General features: G+C 61.8%; 18 protein-coding genes. 12 read left to right on the top strand and 6 right to left on the bottom strand.

Going from position 1 to position 19,371, the window contains the following annotated elements; all coding sequences use genetic code 11:
• The first annotated feature begins 54 nt into the window (after positions 1 to 54).
• The 3 genes from P3T20_RS00775 (at position 55) to P3T20_RS00765 (ending at position 3,503) form a co-directional block, all read left to right on the top strand.
• A complete protein-coding gene (locus P3T20_RS00775; protein WP_429285734.1) occupies positions 55 to 1,377 on the top strand; it encodes an MFS transporter in 1,323 nt (440 codons plus the stop codon).
• Between the two features lie 73 nt (positions 1,378 to 1,450).
• Complete coding sequence (gene rhmD / locus P3T20_RS00770; protein WP_074268764.1) at positions 1,451 to 2,629, top strand: L-rhamnonate dehydratase; 1,179 nt, start codon at positions 1,451 to 1,453, stop codon at positions 2,627 to 2,629.
• Positions 2,630 to 2,720: 91 nt separating this feature from the next.
• Positions 2,721 to 3,503 (top strand): SDR family NAD(P)-dependent oxidoreductase, encoded by a 783-nt coding sequence (locus P3T20_RS00765; RefSeq protein WP_429285733.1) that lies wholly within the window; start codon positions 2,721 to 2,723, stop codon positions 3,501 to 3,503.
• Positions 3,504 to 3,514: 11 nt separating this feature from the next.
• On the opposite strand, the gene P3T20_RS00760 is transcribed toward P3T20_RS00765, so the two are convergent.
• Positions 3,515 to 4,540: a LysR family transcriptional regulator gene (locus P3T20_RS00760; protein ID WP_429285732.1), complete on the bottom strand. Its 1,026-nt coding sequence runs from the start codon at positions 4,538 to 4,540 to the stop codon at positions 3,515 to 3,517.
• Between the two features lie 207 nt (positions 4,541 to 4,747).
• On the opposite strand from P3T20_RS00760, the gene rhaM reads away from it, so the two are divergent.
• The 8 genes from rhaM (at position 4,748) to P3T20_RS00720 (ending at position 13,360) form a co-directional block, all read left to right on the top strand.
• Positions 4,748 to 5,071, top strand: coding sequence for an L-rhamnose mutarotase (gene rhaM / locus P3T20_RS00755; RefSeq protein WP_429285731.1), 324 nt, complete (start codon positions 4,748 to 4,750; stop codon positions 5,069 to 5,071).
• A gap of 17 nt (positions 5,072 to 5,088) precedes the next feature.
• A complete protein-coding gene (locus P3T20_RS00750) occupies positions 5,089 to 5,982 on the top strand; it encodes an amidohydrolase family protein (protein ID WP_429285730.1) in 894 nt (297 codons plus the stop codon).
• Between the two features lie 95 nt (positions 5,983 to 6,077).
• Positions 6,078 to 7,607: a sugar ABC transporter ATP-binding protein gene (locus P3T20_RS00745; protein WP_429285729.1), complete on the top strand. Its 1,530-nt coding sequence runs from the start codon at positions 6,078 to 6,080 to the stop codon at positions 7,605 to 7,607.
• The gene (locus P3T20_RS00740; RefSeq protein ID WP_429285728.1) at positions 7,604 to 8,668 is read left to right on the top strand and encodes an ABC transporter permease; all 1,065 of its coding nucleotides are present in this window, start codon (positions 7,604 to 7,606) and stop codon (positions 8,666 to 8,668) included. Before P3T20_RS00745 ends, P3T20_RS00740 begins: the two co-directional genes overlap by 4 nt.
• Positions 8,661 to 9,674, top strand: a complete 1,014-nt coding sequence (locus P3T20_RS00735) for an ABC transporter permease (protein WP_429285727.1) — start codon at positions 8,661 to 8,663, stop codon at positions 9,672 to 9,674. Before P3T20_RS00740 ends, P3T20_RS00735 begins: the two co-directional genes overlap by 8 nt.
• A gap of 90 nt (positions 9,675 to 9,764) precedes the next feature.
• A complete protein-coding gene (rhaS, locus tag P3T20_RS00730; protein ID WP_122158912.1) occupies positions 9,765 to 10,772 on the top strand; it encodes a rhamnose ABC transporter substrate-binding protein in 1,008 nt (335 codons plus the stop codon).
• Positions 10,773 to 11,161: 389 nt separating this feature from the next.
• Complete coding sequence (locus tag P3T20_RS00725) at positions 11,162 to 12,469, top strand: MFS transporter (RefSeq protein ID WP_429285726.1); 1,308 nt, start codon at positions 11,162 to 11,164, stop codon at positions 12,467 to 12,469.
• A 66-nt stretch (positions 12,470 to 12,535) separates the two neighbouring features.
• The gene (locus tag P3T20_RS00720; RefSeq protein ID WP_074268754.1) at positions 12,536 to 13,360 is read left to right on the top strand and encodes an NAD-dependent epimerase/dehydratase family protein; all 825 of its coding nucleotides are present in this window, start codon (positions 12,536 to 12,538) and stop codon (positions 13,358 to 13,360) included.
• 89 nt (positions 13,361 to 13,449) lie between these two features.
• Here P3T20_RS00720 and P3T20_RS00715 read toward each other — a convergent pair whose 3' ends face one another.
• Positions 13,450 to 14,559, bottom strand: coding sequence for an alkene reductase (locus tag P3T20_RS00715; protein WP_429285725.1), 1,110 nt, complete (start codon positions 14,557 to 14,559; stop codon positions 13,450 to 13,452).
• A gap of 153 nt (positions 14,560 to 14,712) precedes the next feature.
• Complete coding sequence (locus P3T20_RS00710) at positions 14,713 to 15,663, bottom strand: GlxA family transcriptional regulator (RefSeq protein ID WP_074268753.1); 951 nt, start codon at positions 15,661 to 15,663, stop codon at positions 14,713 to 14,715.
• A gap of 141 nt (positions 15,664 to 15,804) precedes the next feature.
• Here P3T20_RS00710 and P3T20_RS00705 point away from each other — a divergent pair, with 141 nt between their 5' ends.
• Complete coding sequence (locus P3T20_RS00705; RefSeq protein ID WP_429285724.1) at positions 15,805 to 16,614, top strand: SDR family NAD(P)-dependent oxidoreductase; 810 nt, start codon at positions 15,805 to 15,807, stop codon at positions 16,612 to 16,614.
• A 90-nt stretch (positions 16,615 to 16,704) separates the two neighbouring features.
• Here the strand turns inward: P3T20_RS00705 and P3T20_RS00700 are convergent, their stop codons facing one another.
• The 3 genes from P3T20_RS00700 to P3T20_RS00690 form a co-directional block, all read right to left on the bottom strand.
• Positions 16,705 to 17,571 (bottom strand): aldo/keto reductase, encoded by an 867-nt coding sequence (locus tag P3T20_RS00700; protein WP_429285723.1) that lies wholly within the window; start codon positions 17,569 to 17,571, stop codon positions 16,705 to 16,707.
• Between the two features lie 40 nt (positions 17,572 to 17,611).
• Positions 17,612 to 18,670 carry a LysR family transcriptional regulator gene (locus tag P3T20_RS00695; protein ID WP_429285722.1) on the bottom strand — a complete coding sequence of 353 codons (1,059 nt, stop codon included), beginning with the start codon at positions 18,668 to 18,670 and terminating at the stop codon, positions 17,612 to 17,614.
• Between the two features lie 102 nt (positions 18,671 to 18,772).
• Entirely contained in the window at positions 18,773 to 19,354 is a 582-nt protein-coding gene (locus P3T20_RS00690) for a TetR/AcrR family transcriptional regulator (protein WP_074268750.1), read from the bottom strand.
• Positions 19,355 to 19,371 lie beyond the last annotated feature (17 nt).

The raw sequence follows: 19,371 nt of genomic DNA, 5'->3' as shown, positions 1-19,371 counted from the left end.
CGTACGGCAGTCAAGCCGCCACGTCCCACGAGCGGATCAGGAGCAGGAGACAACATGAATCCGAATTCGCCCGCATCCCTCGAGGCGATTAACAGCAAGGTCATGCGGCGTTTGTTGCCGTTTCTTTTGCTGATGTACGTGCTGGCTTTCCTCGATCGCGCCAATATCGGCTTCGCGCAAAAAGCGCTGCAGCACGATACCGGTTTGTCGAACGCGGCGTTTGCGTTTGGCGCCGGGGTGTTCTTTATCGGCTATGCATTGTTCGAAGTGCCAAGCAATATTCTGCTGCATCGGGTGGGCGCACGTCTGTGGATGTGCCGCATCATGGTGACGTGGGGCCTGGTGTCGGCGTCGATGTGCCTTGCACACACGCCCACCGCGTTCTACACGATTCGTTTTCTGCTCGGCGTCGCGGAGGCTGGTTTCTTCCCGGGCGTCATCTATTACCTCACGCACTGGTTCCCGCAATCGTCGCGGGCGCGTGCCGTGGGCGTGTTCTATTTCGGCGCGCCGCTCGCGTTTATCTTCGGCAGTCCGCTCTCGGGCCTGCTGCTCGAACTGCATGGCACCGCGGGTCTGGCGGGCTGGCAATGGCTGTTTCTGATCGAAGGCGCGATGGCCGCGGCGGTCGGCGTATGGGCGTTCTGGTATCTCGACAATCAACCCGAAGACGCGCGCTGGCTCGATAGGGCGCAACGTATCGCCTTACGCGCCGCACTCGACGAAAACGCTCGCGATGCCGCCGCGCATGGGCCTCGCAATCTCCTCGCCGCGCTGCTCGACCGCCGCGTGCTGGGGCTCTCGGGAATCTATCTGCTGATCCAGATGAGCGTCTACGGCGTGATCTTCTATCTGCCGCAACAGGTGGCCGCGCTTTTGGGCACGACGGTGGGTTTGCGTGTCGGCCTGGTCGCGGCGCTGCCGTGGCTGTGTGCGCTAGTTGTGACGTGGCTCGTGCCGCGCCGCGCTGACTGCACCGGCGGACATCGCGCCTGGGCCGTTGCGTTGCTAGTGCTTGCCGGGCTTGGCATCGGTGCATCGGGATTGACGCATAGCCCCCTGTTTGCGCTGCTTTCGCTGTGTTGCGCGGCCAGTGGCTTTATCGCCGCGCAGCCGCTGTTCTGGACCTTCCCCACGCGCTATCTGACCGGCGCGGCAGCAGCAGGAGGCATTGCCCTGATCAACTCGCTTGGCGGCCTGGGCGGTTTTATCGCGCCGTCGCTGCGCACCGCTGCGGAACACAACTTTGCTTCGACCTCAGCGGGCTTGCTGGTGCTCGGCGCGGCGAGTCTGCTGGCTGCGTTGCTGATCGGCACGCTGTTTCGCCGGGACAGCGCGCCGACGCCCCAACCGCTTACCCCATTGACACATCACTGACGCATCACCGAGACACCGCGCCCGCCAGGCATCGACGGCCGCGCTTTACTGCACTACAAACGGAGCCTCTCTTATGGCCATGCCTACTATCAAGCACGTGCGTGCCTTTATCGTCCGTGGCGGCGGCGCGGATTATCACGACCAGCCGGACGGCCACTGGATCGACGATCACATCTCGACGCCCATGGCGCGTTACCCCGAGTATCGCCAGAGCCGTCAGTCGTTCGGCATCAATGTGCTGGGCACGCTGGTGGTCGAGATCGAAGCGAGCGACGGCACCGTCGGCTTTGCTGTGACAACAGGTGGCGAGATCGGCGCGTTTATCGTCGAGAAGCACCTGGCGCGTTTCCTCGAAGGCCAGCTTGTCACCGACATCGAGAAAATGTGGGATCAGATGTATTTCTCCACGCTCTACTACGGCCGCAAGGGCGTGGTGCTGAATACGATTTCGGGCGTCGATCTGGCCTTGTGGGATCTGCTCGCCAAAGTTCGCAAAGAGCCGGTATATCAGCTGTTGGGCGGTCCGGTGCGCGACGAACTGGTGTTCTACGCAACCGGCGCACGGCCCGATCTCGCCAAGGAGATGGGCTTTATCGGCGGCAAGCTGCCGCTGCAACACGGCCCGGCCGAAGGTGCGGAAGGACTCAAGAAGAATCTCGCGAAACTCGCCGATATGCGCTCGAAAGTCGGCGACGACTTCTGGCTGATGTTCGATTGCTGGATGAGCCTCGACGTCCCGTACGCTACCAAACTCGCACACGCGGCGCACGAGTACGGTCTGAAATGGCTGGAAGAATGCCTGCCGCCGGACGACTACTGGGGTTACGCCGAACTGCGCCGCAACGTCCCGCGCGGCATGATGGTCTCCACGGGAGAACACGAGGCGACGCGCTGGGGCTTTCGCATGCTGCTCGAGATGGAATGCTGCGATCTGATCCAGCCGGACGTTGGCTGGTGTGGCGGCATCACCGAGCTGATCAAGATTTCCGCGCTGGCCGATGCGCATAACGTGATGGTGGTGCCGCACGGCTCGTCGGTGTACAGCTATCACTTCGTGGTGACGCGTCATAACTCGCCGTTCGCCGAGTTTCTGATGATGGCGCCGAAGGCCGACGAGGTGGTGCCGATGTTCACACCGCTGCTGCTCGACGAACCGGTGCCCGTGAACGGCCGCATGAAGGTGCCGGACACCCCGGGTTTTGGCGTGCGGCTCAATCCGGAATGCGCGTTGGTGCGGCCTTATCCGCGTTGAAATGCGCCAGATGCGCCGGGCACGTTGAACGGCATGTCGAAACGTGCGTCGAAAGGCGCACGATGCAATCCGATCGATCAAGGAGAAAGAAGTGCTGCTCAAGGACAAGGTGGTGATCGTCACAGGCGGATCGCGCGGCATTGGCCGGGCCATCGCGGTGGCTTGCGCCCGCGAAGGCGCCGATGTGGCGATCAACTACTGGGGCGATAACGACGCGTCGTACGGACGCCGCTCGGCCGTCGGAGAAGTGCTGGCCGAGATCGAGGCATTGGGCCGGCGCGCGCTGGCAGTGGAAGGCAACGTGGCCGCGCATGAAACCGGCACGGAACTGGTGCGTCGCACGGTGGAAGCGTTCGGCAAGGTCGACGTGCTGGCGAGCAATGCGGGCATCTGTCCGTTTCACGCGTTCCTCGACATGCCGCCGGAGGTGCTGGAAACGACGGTTGGGGTCAACCTGAACGGCGCGTTCTTTGTGACGCAGGCTGCGGCACAGCAGATGAAGGCGCAGGGAACAGGCGGCGCGATCGTCGCGACCAGTTCGATCAGCGCGCTGGTGGGCGGCGGTATGCAGACCCATTACACACCGACCAAGGCCGGCGTGCATTCGCTGATGCAGTCATGCGCAATTGCGTTGGGACCGTATGGCATCCGCTGCAACTCGGTGATGCCGGGCACCATCGCAACGGATCTGAACGCCGAGGACCTTGCCGACGAAAGCAAGAAAGCCTACTTCGAGAAACGGATACCGCTAGGCAGGCTAGGGCGTCCGGAGGATGTCGCAGACTGCGTGGTGTTCCTTGCCTCGGACTACGCCCGCTATGTGACGGGCGCGGCATTGCTGGTAGACGGCGGTCTGTTCGTCAACCTGCAGTGAACGTGCGAGGCTCAGTGGGCGGGCAGCGGCGCAATGTGACCGGCGGGAGCTGCGACCGCTGCTCCCTTGCTGCTTTCCGGTTGCGCATTCGCGTCGCGGGCAAGCTGATGCGAGACGCTACGCAGCAGGTCGATGAAATGCAGCGCGGGTTCAGCGAGCGCTTCTTCCTTGCGAGTCAGAATGCCGAAGCCGGACAGGCTTTTGCCGATTTCGACGGGCAGCGCCACCAGCAGTTTGCCACGCACATGATCGCGCACAACGGATTCGGGCAACATCGCGACGGCGTCGTAGTTTTCGAGCAATTGCAGGGTGGCGAAGATCGAGGCGCATTCGGTCAGATTGACCGGCGTGGCGAGCCCCGCGCGGGCCAGTTCCTCTTCGAACAGCACGCGTGCCGGACTGGTCACGGGCTGCGCGACCCACGGCCAGTCGATCAGCTCGCGCAAGGTAATGGCCGAGCGCTGCGCCAGCGGATGAGCGGCGCGCACCACCAGCATCAAGGTTTCGCGGGCGAGCGGTTCGAAGCTGAAGTCGTTGTGTTGCAAGGGGCTGGTCAGCCGGCCAAGCGCCAGGTCCACTTCGCGGCGGTGCAACAACTGGACGACCTGATCGCTGGTTTCACCGAGGATGCGCACATTGAGCAGCGGCCGTTCCGTCTTCAGCGCGGCGACCGCCATGGCCAGCAGGTCGGGCGCGGCGCCCATGATGGCGCCCACGGTCAACTGTCCATGTCCGCCTTTGCGTTTGACGTCGAGGTCTTCGGCAAAGCGGGTCAGCTCCGCCAGCGCGCGGCGCGCATAGGCGAGGGTGACGACGCCAAGCGAGGTGGGCTGCATGCCGCGCGCGTTGCGCTCGAACAGCAGGAAGCCGAACGCTTCCTCGATATCGCCCAGCATGCGGGACGCGCTGGGTTGCGCGACATTGACCGCGTCGGCGGCCTGATGCAGGTTGCGGGCGTCGTCGAGCGCAACGAGCAGCGCCAGATGCTTGAATTTGAGCCGGTTGACGAGGGCGACGGTGGCAGCGTTCTGGCTCATTGGGCAAATGCGGTGACTGAAGCGGTGAAAAGCGCGTCGGAAGACACGGGTAGCCGGTGCGGTTCGCGGTCGTGCGATCCGGTTTCTGGATCGCCCAATCCCAACAACGGATTGAGATGCTATCGATCGAGGAATTATAGTCGGTTCAGACGCTTCCCCCAGAAAGCGCCCCGGCAGATCAAAACCCAACACGGGAGACAGGCCGCAATGGAGACAATCGCTTTCCGGATGGTGCTTAACCCCGGCATGCGCGACGAATACGAGCGCCGGCATCAGCAGATCTGGCCCGAGCTGGTCGATGCATTGCAACAGGCGGGCGTGCGCGACTACCGCATCTTCTTCGACGCGGGCACCCACCACCTCTTTGCTGTCCTGACACGTACCCCCGATCATCATATGGACCGTTTGCCCGAGCTCGAAGTCATGCGCAAATGGTGGGATCACATGGCCGACATCATGCAGACCGCCCCGGATCACACGCCGCTGCAGCAGGCGCTGGAGCCGGTGTTTCATCTGCAGTCGCCGGGTTGAAGCAAGGAGGCGATTCCATGCAAGTTGTCGACCCGCATATCCATCTGTGGGATCTGAAAACGCACCATTACCCGTGGCTTGCGAATCCGGGCGTGTCGTTTGTTGGCGACGCGCGCGAACTCAAGCACGACTATCTGCTGGCGGATCTGCTGCGCGAAGCGGGCGAGGTCGAGGTTCTGAAAGTGGTGCACGTGGAGGCGAATCACGACCCCGCCGATCCGGTCGAGGAGACTCGCTGGTTGCAAGGCCTCGCGAATGAGGCTGGGTCGCGCGGCATGCCGAATGGCATCGTCGCGGGAGTTGATCTCTCGGCGCCGGATGCCACGCAGGTTTTAGAAGGGCACGCGGCCTTTGCGAATACGCGCGGCATCCGGCAGATCCTGAACGTGCACGAGAACAAGCTGTTCGACTATATCGGGCGCCATCTGATGCGCGATTCCGTCTGGCGCGAGAATTTCGCGCTGTTGCGGCGCTATGACATGTCGTTCGATATGCAAATCTATCCGTCACAGATGGACGAGGCCGTGGCGCTGGCCCAGGCTCACGCGGATACGCAGATCATCATCAACCACGCGGGAATGTTCGTTGACCGCAGTAGCGTGGCCGGATACCGCGCGTGGCGCGACGGCATGCGGAAGCTTGCCGGCTGTCCGAACGTGACCGTGAAACTCAGTGGCTTCGCGATGTTCGATCATCAATGGACGGTGGAAAGCCTGCGTCCTTATGTGCTCGAGACGATCGATGCGTTTGGCGTCGAGCGCGCGATGTTTGCATCGAATTTCCCGGTGGACCGTTTGTTTGGCTCGTACGAAGATCTTTGGCGCGCCTACGCATCGATCGTTGCGGATGCAAGCGTTGCCGAAAAGGACGCGCTGTTTCGCCGCAACGCTGAGCGCGTGTACCGGATCTGATGCGGATTTGACGTCGTCACCCGGCGACGTGGCAACACAGCATCCCCGATGAAACGCGGCGCGCTTACGACGCCGCATGATGGAGGAGACAGGCAGTGCAGCAACAGACAACCGCTACGCCCCGGCTTGAACTGCGGCATGCGAGCAAATCGTTCGGTCGGGTGCGCGCGTTATCCGACGGCGACCTCAAGCTATTGCCGGGCGAAGTGCATGCGCTGCTCGGCGAAAACGGCGCGGGCAAATCGACGCTGGTGAAGATTCTTGCCGGGGTGCATCAACCCGATACCGGCGAGATCCTGATCGACGGCGTTGCGCAGAGCTTTGCGACGCCCGCCGCGGCACGCGATGCCGGTCTCGCGGTGATCTATCAGGAACCCACGCTGTTCTTCGATCTCTCGATTGCCGAAAATATTTTCATGGGCCGCCAGCCGGTGGACCGTATTGGACGGATTCAGTACGACGCCATGCGCAACGAAGTGAATGGCCTGCTCGCATCGCTCGGTGTCGATCTGCAGGCGGATCAACTCGTGCGCGGGTTGTCGATTGCCGATCAGCAGGTGATTGAAATTGCCAAGGCGCTGTCGCTGAACGCGAACGTGCTGATCATGGATGAGCCGACCGCGGCGTTGTCCTTGACCGAAGTAGAGCGGCTCTTTGCGATCGTGCGCAAGTTGCGTGAACGCGATGTCGCGATCCTGTTTATTACCCACCGTCTCGACGAGGTATTTGCCTTGACGCAGCACGTCACCATCATGCGTGACGGTGCGAAGGTATTCGACGCGCCTACCGCGGATCTCACGACGGCGGCGATTGTGGCAAAGATGGTCGGGCGCGATCTGGAGAGCTTCTACCCGAAGGCGGATGTCGCGCCGGGAGAAGTGCGTTTGTCGGTGCGTGGACTGACGCGGTTGGGTGTGTTCAAGGACATCTCGTTCGAAGTCCGCGCGGGTGAAATCGTGGCGCTGGCGGGTCTGGTTGGCGCGGGACGCAGCGAAGTGGCGCGGGCGATCTTCGGTATCGATCCGCTCGACGCGGGTGAGGTGTGGATTGCCGGTAAACCGCTTGCCACTGGACGCCCCGTCGCAGCAGTGCGCGCCGGGCTAGCGCTGGTGCCGGAAGACCGTCGTCAGCAAGGTTTGGCGCTTGAACTGAGCATCGCGCGCAATGCGTCGATGACGGTGCTCGGGCGCCTCGTCAAACACGGACTCATCTCCACGCGCAGCGAAACGCAACTTGCGTCGCAGTGGGGCACGCGTCTGCGTCTGAAAGCAGGTGATGCCAATGCACCGGTCGGCACGCTCTCGGGCGGCAACCAGCAGAAGGTCGTGCTCGGCAAATGGCTCGCGACCGACCCCAAGGTCCTGATCATCGACGAACCCACGCGCGGTATCGACGTCGGCGCCAAAGCGGAGGTGTATAGCGCACTGGCGGAACTGGTCACGAACGGCATGGCCGTGCTGATGATCTCTAGCGAATTGCCAGAGGTGCTCGGCATGGCCGACCGCGTACTGGTGATGCACGAAGGACGTATCAGCGCCGAGATTGCACGCGCCGATGCGAACGAAGAACGGATCATGGGCGCCGCGCTAGGCCAGCCTGTGAACCCACTAGGGCACGCCGCATGATGCGCCACTCCCAAACTCATCCTCATCCGGCGCCGGTGCGGCCTCCCGTCGCCGGTGGCCCGCCTGCGAAAACGGGCGGACTGGTTTCCGCACTGGCAAAAAGCCGCGAAACCACGCTGTTTGTCGTGCTGATATTGCTGATCGTGGGCACGGCACTCGCGCGGCCGCGGTTTCTGAATCTGCAGAATCTGCGCGACGTGCTGCTGAATGTGTCGATTATCAGCCTGCTGACGGCCGGCATGACGGTCGTGATCCTGATGCGGCATATCGATCTCTCGGTGGGATCGACGGTCGGTATCAGCGCCTATGCGGTTGGCAGTCTGTATGTCGCGTTTCCGCATATGCCGGTGATCGTGGCGCTGGCGGCTGGTCTCGCGATCGGCCTGGTAGCGGGTGGCATCAATGCGCTGCTGGTGGCGGTAGGGCGCGTGCCGTCGCTGGTCGCCACGCTGTCGACGCTCTATATCTTCCGCGGCGCGGACTATGCATGGGTGCATGGCGGACAGATCAATGCGACCAGTTTGCCCGATGCCTATTCGCGGCTCGCCACCGGCGTGTTCTTCGGCGTGCCCACGCTCGCCCTGATTGCCATTGTGGTGCTGATCGGGTTGTCGGTGTATCTCAAGCAGTTTCGTGCCGGCCGTGAGCACTATGCGATCGGTTCGAATCCGGAAGCGGCGCGGCTCGCGGGCGTCAATGTCGAGCGGCGCGTGATGTCGGGCTTTCTGTTGTCCGGTGCGATTGCGGGCTTTGCGGGCGCGCTATGGCTCGCGCGTTTCGGCACTGTGGATGCCAGTACTGCTAAAGGTATCGAACTGCAGGTCGTAGCCGCAGCGGTGGTGGGCAGCGTCGCGATTACGGGCGGTGTCGGCACCATCCTCGGCGCGACACTGGGTGCGCTGGTGCTGGGCGTGATCAGTATCGCGCTGGTGGTATTGCGCGTGTCGCCATTCTGGGAACAGGCCATTCAGGGCGCGCTGATCGTCGTGGCGATCGCAGCCGATACCTTGCTGGCCCGCTCCGTCGCCAAACGCATGATAAGGAAACGCGATCATGGCTAAACCCGATTCCGCGCTGCTGACCCGCAAACGCGAGACGCCTTTGCGCTGGGAAGTGCTGCTTGTGATTGTGCTGGCGTTGTCGCTGGCCCTGGGCCGTGTGCTGTCGCCGGTGTTTCTGACCGGCGCCAATATCAGCAACGTCCTCGCCGATCTCACCGAAATCGCGCTGATGGCGCTGCCGATGACCTTGATCATCGTCGCTGCTGAAATCGATCTCTCGGTGGCTTCGGTGCTCGGGGCATCGAGTGCGCTGATGGGCGTGCTGTGGCATATGGGTCTGCCGATGCCGGTCGTGATCGTGCTGGTGCTGATCGTCGGCGCGCTGGCAGGGCTGCTGAACGGTCTCGTGATCGTCAAGCTGAACCTGCCGTCGCTTGCCGTGACGATCGGTACGCTCGCGCTGTTTCGCGGCCTGGCTTACGTGCTGCTCGGCGATCAGGCGGTCGCGGATTTTCCGGCAGGCTATACGGCCTTGGGCATGAACAACCTTGGCCCGACGTTTATCCCGTTGCCATTTGTGATCGTGATCGTCGGCGCCGTGATTTTCACGGTGCTGTTGCAGGCCACGGCGTTTGGCCGCAGCCTCTACGCGATCGGCGCCAATCCGACTGCCGCGACGTTCTCCGGTATCGAAGTGGCAAAAATCCGCTTGCGCCTGTTTGTGTTGTCGGGCGCGATGAGCGCACTAGCCGGCGTGGTCTATACGCTGCGCTTCACCAGCGCGCGTGGCGACAACGGCGAGGGCTTCGAGCTTTCCGTGATCGCGGCGGTGCTGTTCGGTGGTGTCAGTATTTTTGGGGGGCGCGGCTCGATGGTCGGCGTGTTGCTGTCGCTGCTGATTATCGGCGTGCTGAAAAACGCGCTGACGCTCGATGACGTCTCGAGCGAAACGCTCACGATCGTCACCGGCGTGCTGCTGCTGGCGTCGGTGCTGATCCCCAATCTGGTGGCCCGCTGGCGCTCGATGCGCGACCGGCGGTTTATCGCCAGGTCGTCGGCGTCCTAGTTTTGCCGTACGGCTGTTGTACGGTGTGCCGTTCCTGATATCAACAACCCGGACGCTTCAACGTCCGATTATCTAGCCAGGAGACACTTCATGTTCAAACCCCTACGTCAGGCCGGAGCCGTCGCGCTCTGCGCCACGCTGCTGGGCATCAGCCTCGCAGCAGGCGCGGCCGATCTCAAGAGCGGCCTGAAGATTGCATTCATCCCGAAGCAGATCAACAACCCCTACGAGGTGATCGCCGATAACGGCGGTATGGCCGCGATCAAGGAATTCGGCGGCGTCGGCAAGGTGGTGGGGCCGTCGGATGCGGGCGCTTCGTCCCAGGTGCAATACATCAATACGCTGATCACGCAGCGTCAGGATGCGATCGTGATCGCCGCCAATGACGCGAACGCGGTCGTGCCCTATCTGAAGAAGGCGATGTCGCAAGGCATCAAGGTCGTCACGTTCGACTCGGATACGGCGCCGGAAGGGCGGCAACTGTTTGTCAATCAGGCCAACGCGGAAGGCATCGGGCGCGGGCAGGTCCAACTGGTTGCGAAGCTGATGGGCGGCGAGGGCGAGTTTGCGATTCTCTCGGCTACGCCTAACGCAACGAACCAGAACACCTGGATCAAGTGGATGCAGGAGGAGTTGAAGAAGCCGGAATACTCGAAGATCAAGCTGGTGAAAATCGCCTACGGCAATGACGATGACCAGAAGTCGTTCGTCGAGACTCAGGGTCTGCTGCAGGCTTACCCGAATCTGAAGGCGATCGTTGCGCCGACGACGGTAGGCATTGCGGCGGCGGCACGCTACATCTCGACGTCGTCGAGCAAGGGCAAAGTGGATGTGACCGGCCTGGGCACGCCGAACCAGATGCGCGCGTTCGTCAAGAACGGCACCGTGAAAGCGTTCCAGTTGTGGGACCCGAACCAGCTCGGGTACCTCGCTGCCTATGCCGCTGCGGCGCTCTCATCGGGGACGATTACCGGCAAGGAAGGCGAGTCGTTCGACGCGGGTAAGCTCGGCAAGCGCACCATTGGGCCGCAGGGCGAAATCATTCTTGGACCGCCGACCACGTTCGATTCGAGCAATATCGACAACTTCAATTTCTAACGCGCAAGCGTCAGGAAGAGGGCACGCGGTTGTGCCTGGTAGAACGCCCTTCGGGGCGTTTTTGCTATCGGAAGGAACTATTTGTGAATCTTGCAAAGTTGTTTGGCAAAAATACATTGCGGGTAAACACCCGGTCAGCTGTTTGATCGCCTAAGTCTCCTATAAAATCTGTCAAATAAGACACAAATATAACCAAAAATAACGATCGGCCCTTCGCATAAAATCATTCAACTTCAATGTTGCTTGACAACTATTCCCCCGGTTGATTATCTTGGCGTCCATGGTGCGACGCTGCATGGTGGTGCGTCCGCGGTGCGATCCGCGGCAAGCAGACGCCGCACACCAAATTAAACAGCACGTCAGCACACGGCGGCACTCCGGAGGAGCAAATGGGCAAGGTTAGAGGCATGCGCTGGTGGATGATTGGACTCGTCACCTCGGGTCTGATCGTCAACTACATTGCGCGCAATTCGCTGGCGGTGGCCGCGCCGGAAATGAACCGGCTGCTGAGCATTTCGACCGCGCAGTACTCGTATATCGTCGCGTCGTTCCAGGGCGCGTACATGATCATGCAACCGGTGGCTGGCTACGTGCTCGATGTGGTCGGCACCAAGATCGGCTTCGCTCTGTTCGCCATCGCGTGGTCCGGCGCCTGCATGTTGCACGGCGCGGCCAACGGCTGGATTTCGCTCGCAGTGTTTCGCGGCATGCTCGGCCTGACCGAAGCGGCCGGCATCCCTTCCGGCCTCAAGGCCACCTCCGAATGGTTTCCCGCCAAAGAGCGTTCGATTGCTACGGGCTGGTTCAACATCGGCTCGTCGATCGGCGCGGTGATCGCGCCGCCGCTCGTCGTCTGGTGGGTGCTGCATGGCAACTGGCGTATGGCGTTCGTGTCGATCGGCGTGCTTGGGCTTGTGTGGAGCGTGCTGTGGCTGCTGCTGTACCGTGCGCCGAAAGATCAGCCACGCCTGTCCGATAGCGAGCGCGATTACATCCTTGAAGGCCAGGAAGCGCAACACAAGACGGCGACGGCAACCCGCCCCTCATGGCGCGCTATCGTCAAGCGCCGCGCGTTCTGGGGCATCGCGATTCCGCGTTTTCTCGCCGAACCGGCCTGGCAGACTTTCAATTTCTGGATTCCGCTCTATATGGTGAGCGTGCGTCACATGAATCTGAAAGAGATCGCGATGTTCGCGTGGCTGCCATTCCTCGCGGCTGATATCGGTTGCGTGCTGGGCGGTTATCTCGCGCCGTGGTATCAGAAGCACTTCAACACCTCGCTGATCACCTCGCGCAAACTGGTGGTCGTGACGGGTTCGTTGTGTATGATCGGACCTGCCTGCATCGGTCTGGTGACCAGCCCGTATGTCGCTATCGCGCTGTTCTGTATCGGCGGGTTTGCGCATCAGACGCTGTCCGGCGCCCTTTACACTCTCGCTTCCGACGTGTTCGGCAAGAACGATGTCGCAACTGCCACCGGCTTGACGGGCATGGCCGGTTACGCCGGCGCCACGCTGTTTTCGCTGGCGGTGGGTGTGCTGGTGGCGCTGGTCGGTTATGACCCGCTGTTTGTCTCGCTCGCCTGTTTCGATCTTATCGGGGCCGTCGTAGTATGGCTCGTGTTGAAAGAACCGGCCGAGCCGCAGCAGCGCGCCGCCGATGCAGTTCCGCGCGGTGCCGACGCGGCACGCGCATAAGCAACCGCTACCTCTGTCCGGCCACGGCCTGCTGGACGGCGGTGGCAGAATCGGAGAAGTCGCAGGATGAGCAATCAGCAGGAATCGACGGGTAAGCCGTTTAAACGGCTTTTGTTGACCGGCGCGGCCGGCAATCTCGGCCGGCAGTTGCGCGGCGCGCTGGCGCAATGGGCGGATGTGGTGCGTCTGTCCGATATCGCGCCAATGGGCGAAGCGGCTGCGCACGAAGAGCACGTCGTGCTCGATCTTGCAGACCGTGCAGCGGTGGACGCGTTGCTCGAGGGCGTCGATGCTGTCGTGCATCTGGGCGGCATCTCCACGGATGCGCGCTTCGACGATCTTCTCGAAGCGAATATTCGCGGCGTCTACAATCTGTACGCCGCGGCGCAGAAGCATGGCGTGAAGCGCGTGCTGTTTGCGAGCTCCAATCACGCAATCGGTTTTCATCCAACCACGTCTGTGCTCGATGCGGATTCCCCGCTGCGTCCGGATAGTCTCTATGGCGTGACGAAGTGCTTTGGCGAATCGCTGTCGCGCTACTACTTCGACCGCTTCGGCTTGGAGACGGTCTGTATGCGGATCGGTTCCTCGTTCGAAGCACCGAAGAATCCGCGCATGCTGGTGACCTATCTGAGCTACCGCGACTTTATCGAACTGGTGCGCTGCTCGCTGTTCACGAATCGCGTGGGGCATGCGATTGTGTACGGCGTATCGAACAACCGGGTCTTGTGGTGGGATAACAGCAAGGCTGCGTTTTTGGGTTATCGGCCGCAGGACAGTTCCGCCGAGTTCGATGGGCTGTTTCCGGTTCAGGCGCCGACTGAGGAATTCGACGATCCCGCGCAGCAGTTTCAGGGTGGGATGTACGTGGTCGGGCTGCCGCAGTCTTGAGTCGATTCTCGGGTAGCGCTGCCGGGGAGGCGACGGTGGTGAGGCAGTTCTGTGCCGTCACCGCCGCCTCACCGGTATCATCTGCGCTCTCAGACCGCTAAGGCTTCCTCACTATAAAACGGATAGTCGGTATAGCCGGCTTCCGTGCCGCCGAAGAAGGTCGGGCGATCGTACGGATTCAGCGGCAGCTTGTCGCGCAGACGCGCAGGCAGATCCGGGTTGGCGATGAAGTCCCGTCCGAAGGCAACCAGGTCCGCGTCGCCAGCCTTGACGATAGCCTCGGCCGTATCGCCCTTGAAGCCACCCGCCGCGATAATCGTGCCTTTGTAATGCTGGCGGATCAGTTGTGCCGCCACTGGGCGCTGATCCTTGCTTTCATCGTCGACATTCCCCAGCACCCGCGGTTCGATCAGATGCAGGTAAGCCAGATCCAGCTTGTCCAGTTGCTCTGCCACGTAACTGAAAAGCCCAACCGGATCGCTATCCGACATATCGCCCCATGAGCCGCTCGGACCAAGGCGCACGGCCACCTTGTCGCTACCCCACACCGAGATCACCGCACGGGTGACTTCCAGCAGAAAGCGCGCGCGATTCTCGAAGGAGCCACCATAGATATCTGTACGCTTGTTGCTGCCGTCCTGCAGGAACTGGTCGAACAGATAGCCGTTAGCTGCGTGCAGTTCCACGCCGTCGAAACCTGCTGCGACACCGCGTTCTGCAGCACGCCGGAAGCTTTCCACCAGCCCGGCAATTTCTTCGATTTCCAGCGCGCGATTCGGCGTGTTGGGAACCCAGCCCGACTTCGTATAAGCAACGCCGCCATGGGGAATCGCTGAGGGTCCAACTGGCTGGCTGCCAGCGGGTTGCACTTCGGAGTTCGATTGCCGCCCGGCGTGATAGAGCTGTAGAAAGATCTTGCCACCCTTGGCATGCACAGCATCGGTCACAAGGCGCCAGCCGGCGATCTGGCTGTCGTCGAAGAGACCCGGTGCGCCAAGATAACCGTTGCCATTCGCAGCGGCGATAGTGGCTTCGCTGATCAGCAATGCCCCTTCGGAAGTACGTTGTGCGTAGTATTCGGCCATCAGAGGGCCTGGTTTGGCGCCGTCTTCGGCGCGCATGCGCGTGAGCGGAGCGAGCACCACGCGGTGCGCGAATTCATATGGGCCGACTCGAACGCCGGTAAAGAGTTTGGACATGATTCCCTCTGCTTGAGATCTGGTTTAGCACGGTGGACGTTCCGCCAGGTTTTTGCCTGAGAGTGTGGAAAGTCCGTTGCCTTGACGAGAACTCTATGCCGATCGTGCAGCGGGAAAAACAGGCTCACGTTCCGAACATTGCGGACATGGGTGTCACAAATGGCGCGATTCATCGCCGCGCGAAGCGCGCCGTATCACCTGTGGCGGTTGCCCGAACGCGCGCAGGAACGCGCGCCGCATCCGTTCGCGATCGCCAAAGCCGGTATCGCGCGCCACGACTTCAATGGGATGCAGACCCGACTCGAGCATCAGACGCGCCGCCTCGATGCGCAGATGCTCGACCGCCTTTGCCGGCGATTGGCCGGTCTCCGCCCGAAACGCGCGGCTGAATTGCCGTGGACTCAAATGGGCCGCTTCGGCAAGCTGCTCGACCGACAGTTCGGTATGAAGATTCTGTTTCGCATAGGCGAGCGCCATCTGAATGCGGTCGGAGCGCGGCTCCAGCTCGAGCAGCGCCGAATACTGCGACTGGCCGCCCGCGCGGCGATGATAGACGACGAGTTTCTTCGCCACCAGTCGCGCGATCTCGGCCCCAGCATCTTTTTCGACGAGTGCCAGCGCCAGATCGATGCACGCTGTCATGCCCGCCGAGGTCCACACCGGGCCGTCGATGATAAAAATGCGGTCTTCCTCCAGCTTCACCGCGGGGTAGTCCTGACGCAGGCGCGCCGCGAAAAACCAGTGGGTGGTTGCGCGTCGTCCGTCGAGCAGACCCGCTTGCGCAAGATTGAACGCACCAGTGCAGGTCGAGCCGATGCGCCGCGAGGTCTGCGCCGAGCGCTGCAAAAAGGCGATCAGTGCTGCGCCGGGTTCGATCACTTCGTTATCGCCGACCACCAGCACGGTATCAAAACGGCTGTCGTCGAATGGCTGCGTCTCGACCGCGAAGCCGGTCGAGGTCTGCACTGGGCCGCCATGCTCGGACAGCAGCACGAACTCATAGAGGGGCTCGCTAGCCGTCACGTTGGCAAATTCAAAGACCGTCGTGACAGCCAGGTTGATGACCTGGAAGCCGTGGTACAGCACGATTCCAATACGCAACATGATGGATTCCCTGGGCGTTTCGCACCGATGGTCAAAGTGATGTCCTAAAAAGTGGCATCTATGACATTTGAGACTTCCGAGTCTACGCTTAATCTTCGTTCCATGCAGGCCGACATGGGTTGGCGCTAACGGAGAAAGTTGATGAACGACACGACACACAAGGGCACAGCGTTGATTACCGGCGCTTCTTCCGGAATTGGTGCGATTTACGCAGATCGCCTTGCCCACCGCGGTTACGATCTGATTCTGGTGGCGCGCAACCGCGAACGGCTCGACAAGCTGGCTAATCGTCTGACGAGCGCGACGGGCCGTTCGATCGAAGTGGTTGCAGCGGACTTGGGTAACAAGGCCGACGTGCGGCGCATCGAAGAGATTCTGCGCAGCGATTCGAGCATCACGATGCTGGTGAACAATGCAGGGATCGGCGGTGCCGGCCCGCTGCTCGTTTCCGACGTGGACACCATGGAAGCGATGATCGATCTGAACGTCACTTCGCTTACGCGGCTGACGTATGCGATTGCGCCGGCGTTCGTCGCGCGGGGAACGGGCACGATCGTCAATATTGCTTCGATCGTGGCGGTGGCGCCGGAAATCCTGAACGGCGTGTACGGCGGCACCAAGGCATTCGTGCTGGCGTTCAGCCAGTCGTTGCACCATGAGCTGGCGGCGAAGGGTGTCCGCGTGCAAGCGGTGCTGCCAGGTGCGACTCGCACCGAGTTCTGGGACGTCGCGGGCCACCCCGTTGAGAACCTGCCGCAGAGCATTGTGATGAGCGCGGACGATCTCGTCGACGCGGCGCTCGCGGGACTGGATCAGGGTGAACTGGCCACGGTTCCGTCGCTGCCTGATGCGGCCGACTGGGCCGCGTTCGAAGCGGCGCGCGCCAAGCTGGGACCAAACCTGTCCCGCAGTGAGCCGGCTGCGCGTTACGGCGTGAAGAGCGCCGCTTGAAGTACTGCTTGAAGTAAAGGAGCCGCGGTGTTCGCGGCTCCTTTATCCGTGCCCGGGCTTTGCTTGCCGACGCGGCACGGCTTTACGTGATTAGCGCAGCGCTTCCAGTTCAGCGAACTCCCGATCGCTCAGACTGATCTCCGCGGCGGCCACATTCTCGCGAAGATGGGTGCGCTTCGACGTCCCCGGAATCGGCAACATCACCGGGCTGCGCTTGAGCAGCCACGCCAGTGCAATCTGGCCCGCGCTGACGTTGCGTGCGGCCGCCATTTTTTGTAGCGGCGAGTCCGCTTGCGTCAGACTGCCGGCTGCGAGCGGATACCACGGAATAAAACCGATGCCGTGTTTTTCGCAGTGTTCGAGCACGTCCTCGCTGGCGCGATCGGACAGGTTGTAGCGGTTCTGCACCGTCGCGACCTTGAAATACTTCGAGGCCGCCTGAATGTCCTCGACCGATACTTCGCTCAAGCCGGCAAAGCGGATCAACCCCTCGTTCTGCAACGAACGGACTGCATCGAACTGTTCGTCGCGCGGCACCTTCGGATCGATCCGATGCAGTTGCCATAGTGCAATCTGCTCGACGCCCAGATTCTGCAGGCTCTTCTGCAGCCTCTGCCGCAGATGTTCCGGACGGCCATCCGGCTCCCAGCGATCCGGTCCTGGTCGATGCAGCCCGGCCTTCGTCGCAATCAGCAGATCGGTGTACGGATGCAACGCTTCGCGGATGAGCTGCTCGGACACATCGGGGCCGTAAGAGTCCGCCGTATCGATGAAATTCACGCCGAGCTCGCGCAGGCTCTGCAATGTGCGCACTGCCTCGGCCGGATGGTCAGGCGGTCCCCAGATACCCGGGCCCGTAATGCGCATGGCGCCGTATCCCAGACGATGGATCTCGACTTCGCCGCCCAGTTTGAAAGTACCCGACGCTTCTGCCGACGGATTGCTCAGATCGCTCATTGCTCGTCTCCTTATGGTGAATGTCGTGAGTCTAAAAGATTTAACGAAACTCAACCGGCGAGCCGTCTTGTTGCCTGGCGTCTGAGGAGGGAAACAGGTGCTCGCCCATAAAGTCCACGAAGACACGAATCTTCGGCGAGAGATGCCGGCCGGAAGGCCATAACGCTCGCAGTACACCGGGATTGCCGGGCAGTTCTTGCAGCACATGCACGAGCGTTCCACGTCGCAATGGTTCGCGTACGGTGAAGCCAGGCACGCAGGCGAGGCCCAACCCTTGTTCCGCCAGCGAAATCAGCGATTCGGTATTGCTGACGATAGCCGCGTTCGGCAGATCGAGATTCAGCGTCTCGCCGTTCCGTTCGAGGGGCCAGGCGCGCAGCTTGCCGGTCGACTGAAAGCGATGCTGCAGACAGGCGTGGTTTAGCAGATCTTCCGGCGTGGCAGGCGTGCCGCGCTCGGCCAGATACGCCGGCGAGCCGACGATGATGTGCGTGAAGCGGCCCAGCGTGCGGGTGATCAACTGCGAATCGCCGACCTCCCCGGTGCGTATCACGACATCCAGACCTTCCTCGATCACATCCACGAGGCGGTCGGTGAAATCGAGATCCACCGTGATCTCGGGATAGGCTTTCATAAAGGCGCCTATTACCGGCATCAGCAGCATACCGACGAGCGGCAGGCTGACGCGCAGGCGTCCGCGTGGCATGGAGTTCGCCAGTGCGAGTTCGGCCTCGGCCGCCTCGATCTCCTGAATGATGCGGGAGCATCGTTTGAGGAACTGCGCTCCTTCCGGTGTCAGCGTAATGCTGCGGGTGCTGCGGTGGAACAGGCGCACGCCCAGACGCGTCTCCAGCCGCGAAATCGCCTTTCCCACCGCGGATGCGGAAATTCCCATTTGCCGGCCGGCGGCGGTGAAGCTTCTTGTTTCCGCGGATCTCACGAAGACGTTAAGCGAGCCGACGCGGTCCATGGCCGAGGCGCCGCTTGCGCCGTCGTCGCGCTCGGGACGCTCTGAGCGGTCAGGGTGCTCAGAGCTTTCGAGGCGAGAGGTGAGCCCGGGCGCCGTTGCTACGGCCGTGGGCTTTTGACGATCGTTCATTGCGCTCGGCCGGTTCGTGTCGGACGTGCACATCTTAGGCTGTTTCCTTACGCAGGGCAGGACATCGAGCGCCGCAAATACGGCGGCGCGCCGTATGTTTCTTCAGCGCAGGATTTTCGAAAACAGGACATGCCTGAAACGGACCACCGGCTGCGCGCTGCGTTGTGCCTTGGCGAGCATAAACGCGCCCTGAAGCGAGGCGACGATAAAGCCAGCCACATCATTGCAGTCGAAATCCGCCGGCAATTCGCCCGCTTTGACCGCCGACGCCAGGCAGTATTCGAGGCATTGCTGCTGCTCCGCGAAGATCTCCACGACGCGATGGCGAATCGCATCGCTGTAGTCGCTTGCCTCCAGGGCAAATTTGCCGAGCAGGCAACCGTTGCGCGTCTGGTTCACGCAAAGGCGGGAGATGTTCCAGTCGATGTAGTCGCCCAGCCGTTTGAGCGGCGCAAGCGCATCGTTGCGCAGCGTCTCGTCCAGGACCTGGCGGCTATTGGCGAAGTAAAGCTCGAGAACCTCGAGACCGAACGCTTCCTTGGAGGCAAAGTGGTTCGTGAACGACCCTTGCGGAACGCCCGCGGCCTGGACGATGTCGCGCACGCTAGCGCCCGCGAAGCCTCGTTCATGGACAACCTTGAGGCCTTCGGTAAGGATTTTTCCGCGGTGTGAGGGTCTTGGCATGGTCAGGAAATTGTACG

Origin of the sequence: Paraburkholderia sp. GAS206C, from assembly GCF_050435645.1 — a bacterium.
In the GTDB taxonomy this organism is placed as follows: domain Bacteria; phylum Pseudomonadota; class Gammaproteobacteria; order Burkholderiales; family Burkholderiaceae; genus Paraburkholderia; species Paraburkholderia phenazinium_B.
This window is presented reverse-complemented; position numbering and strand designations above follow the sequence as displayed.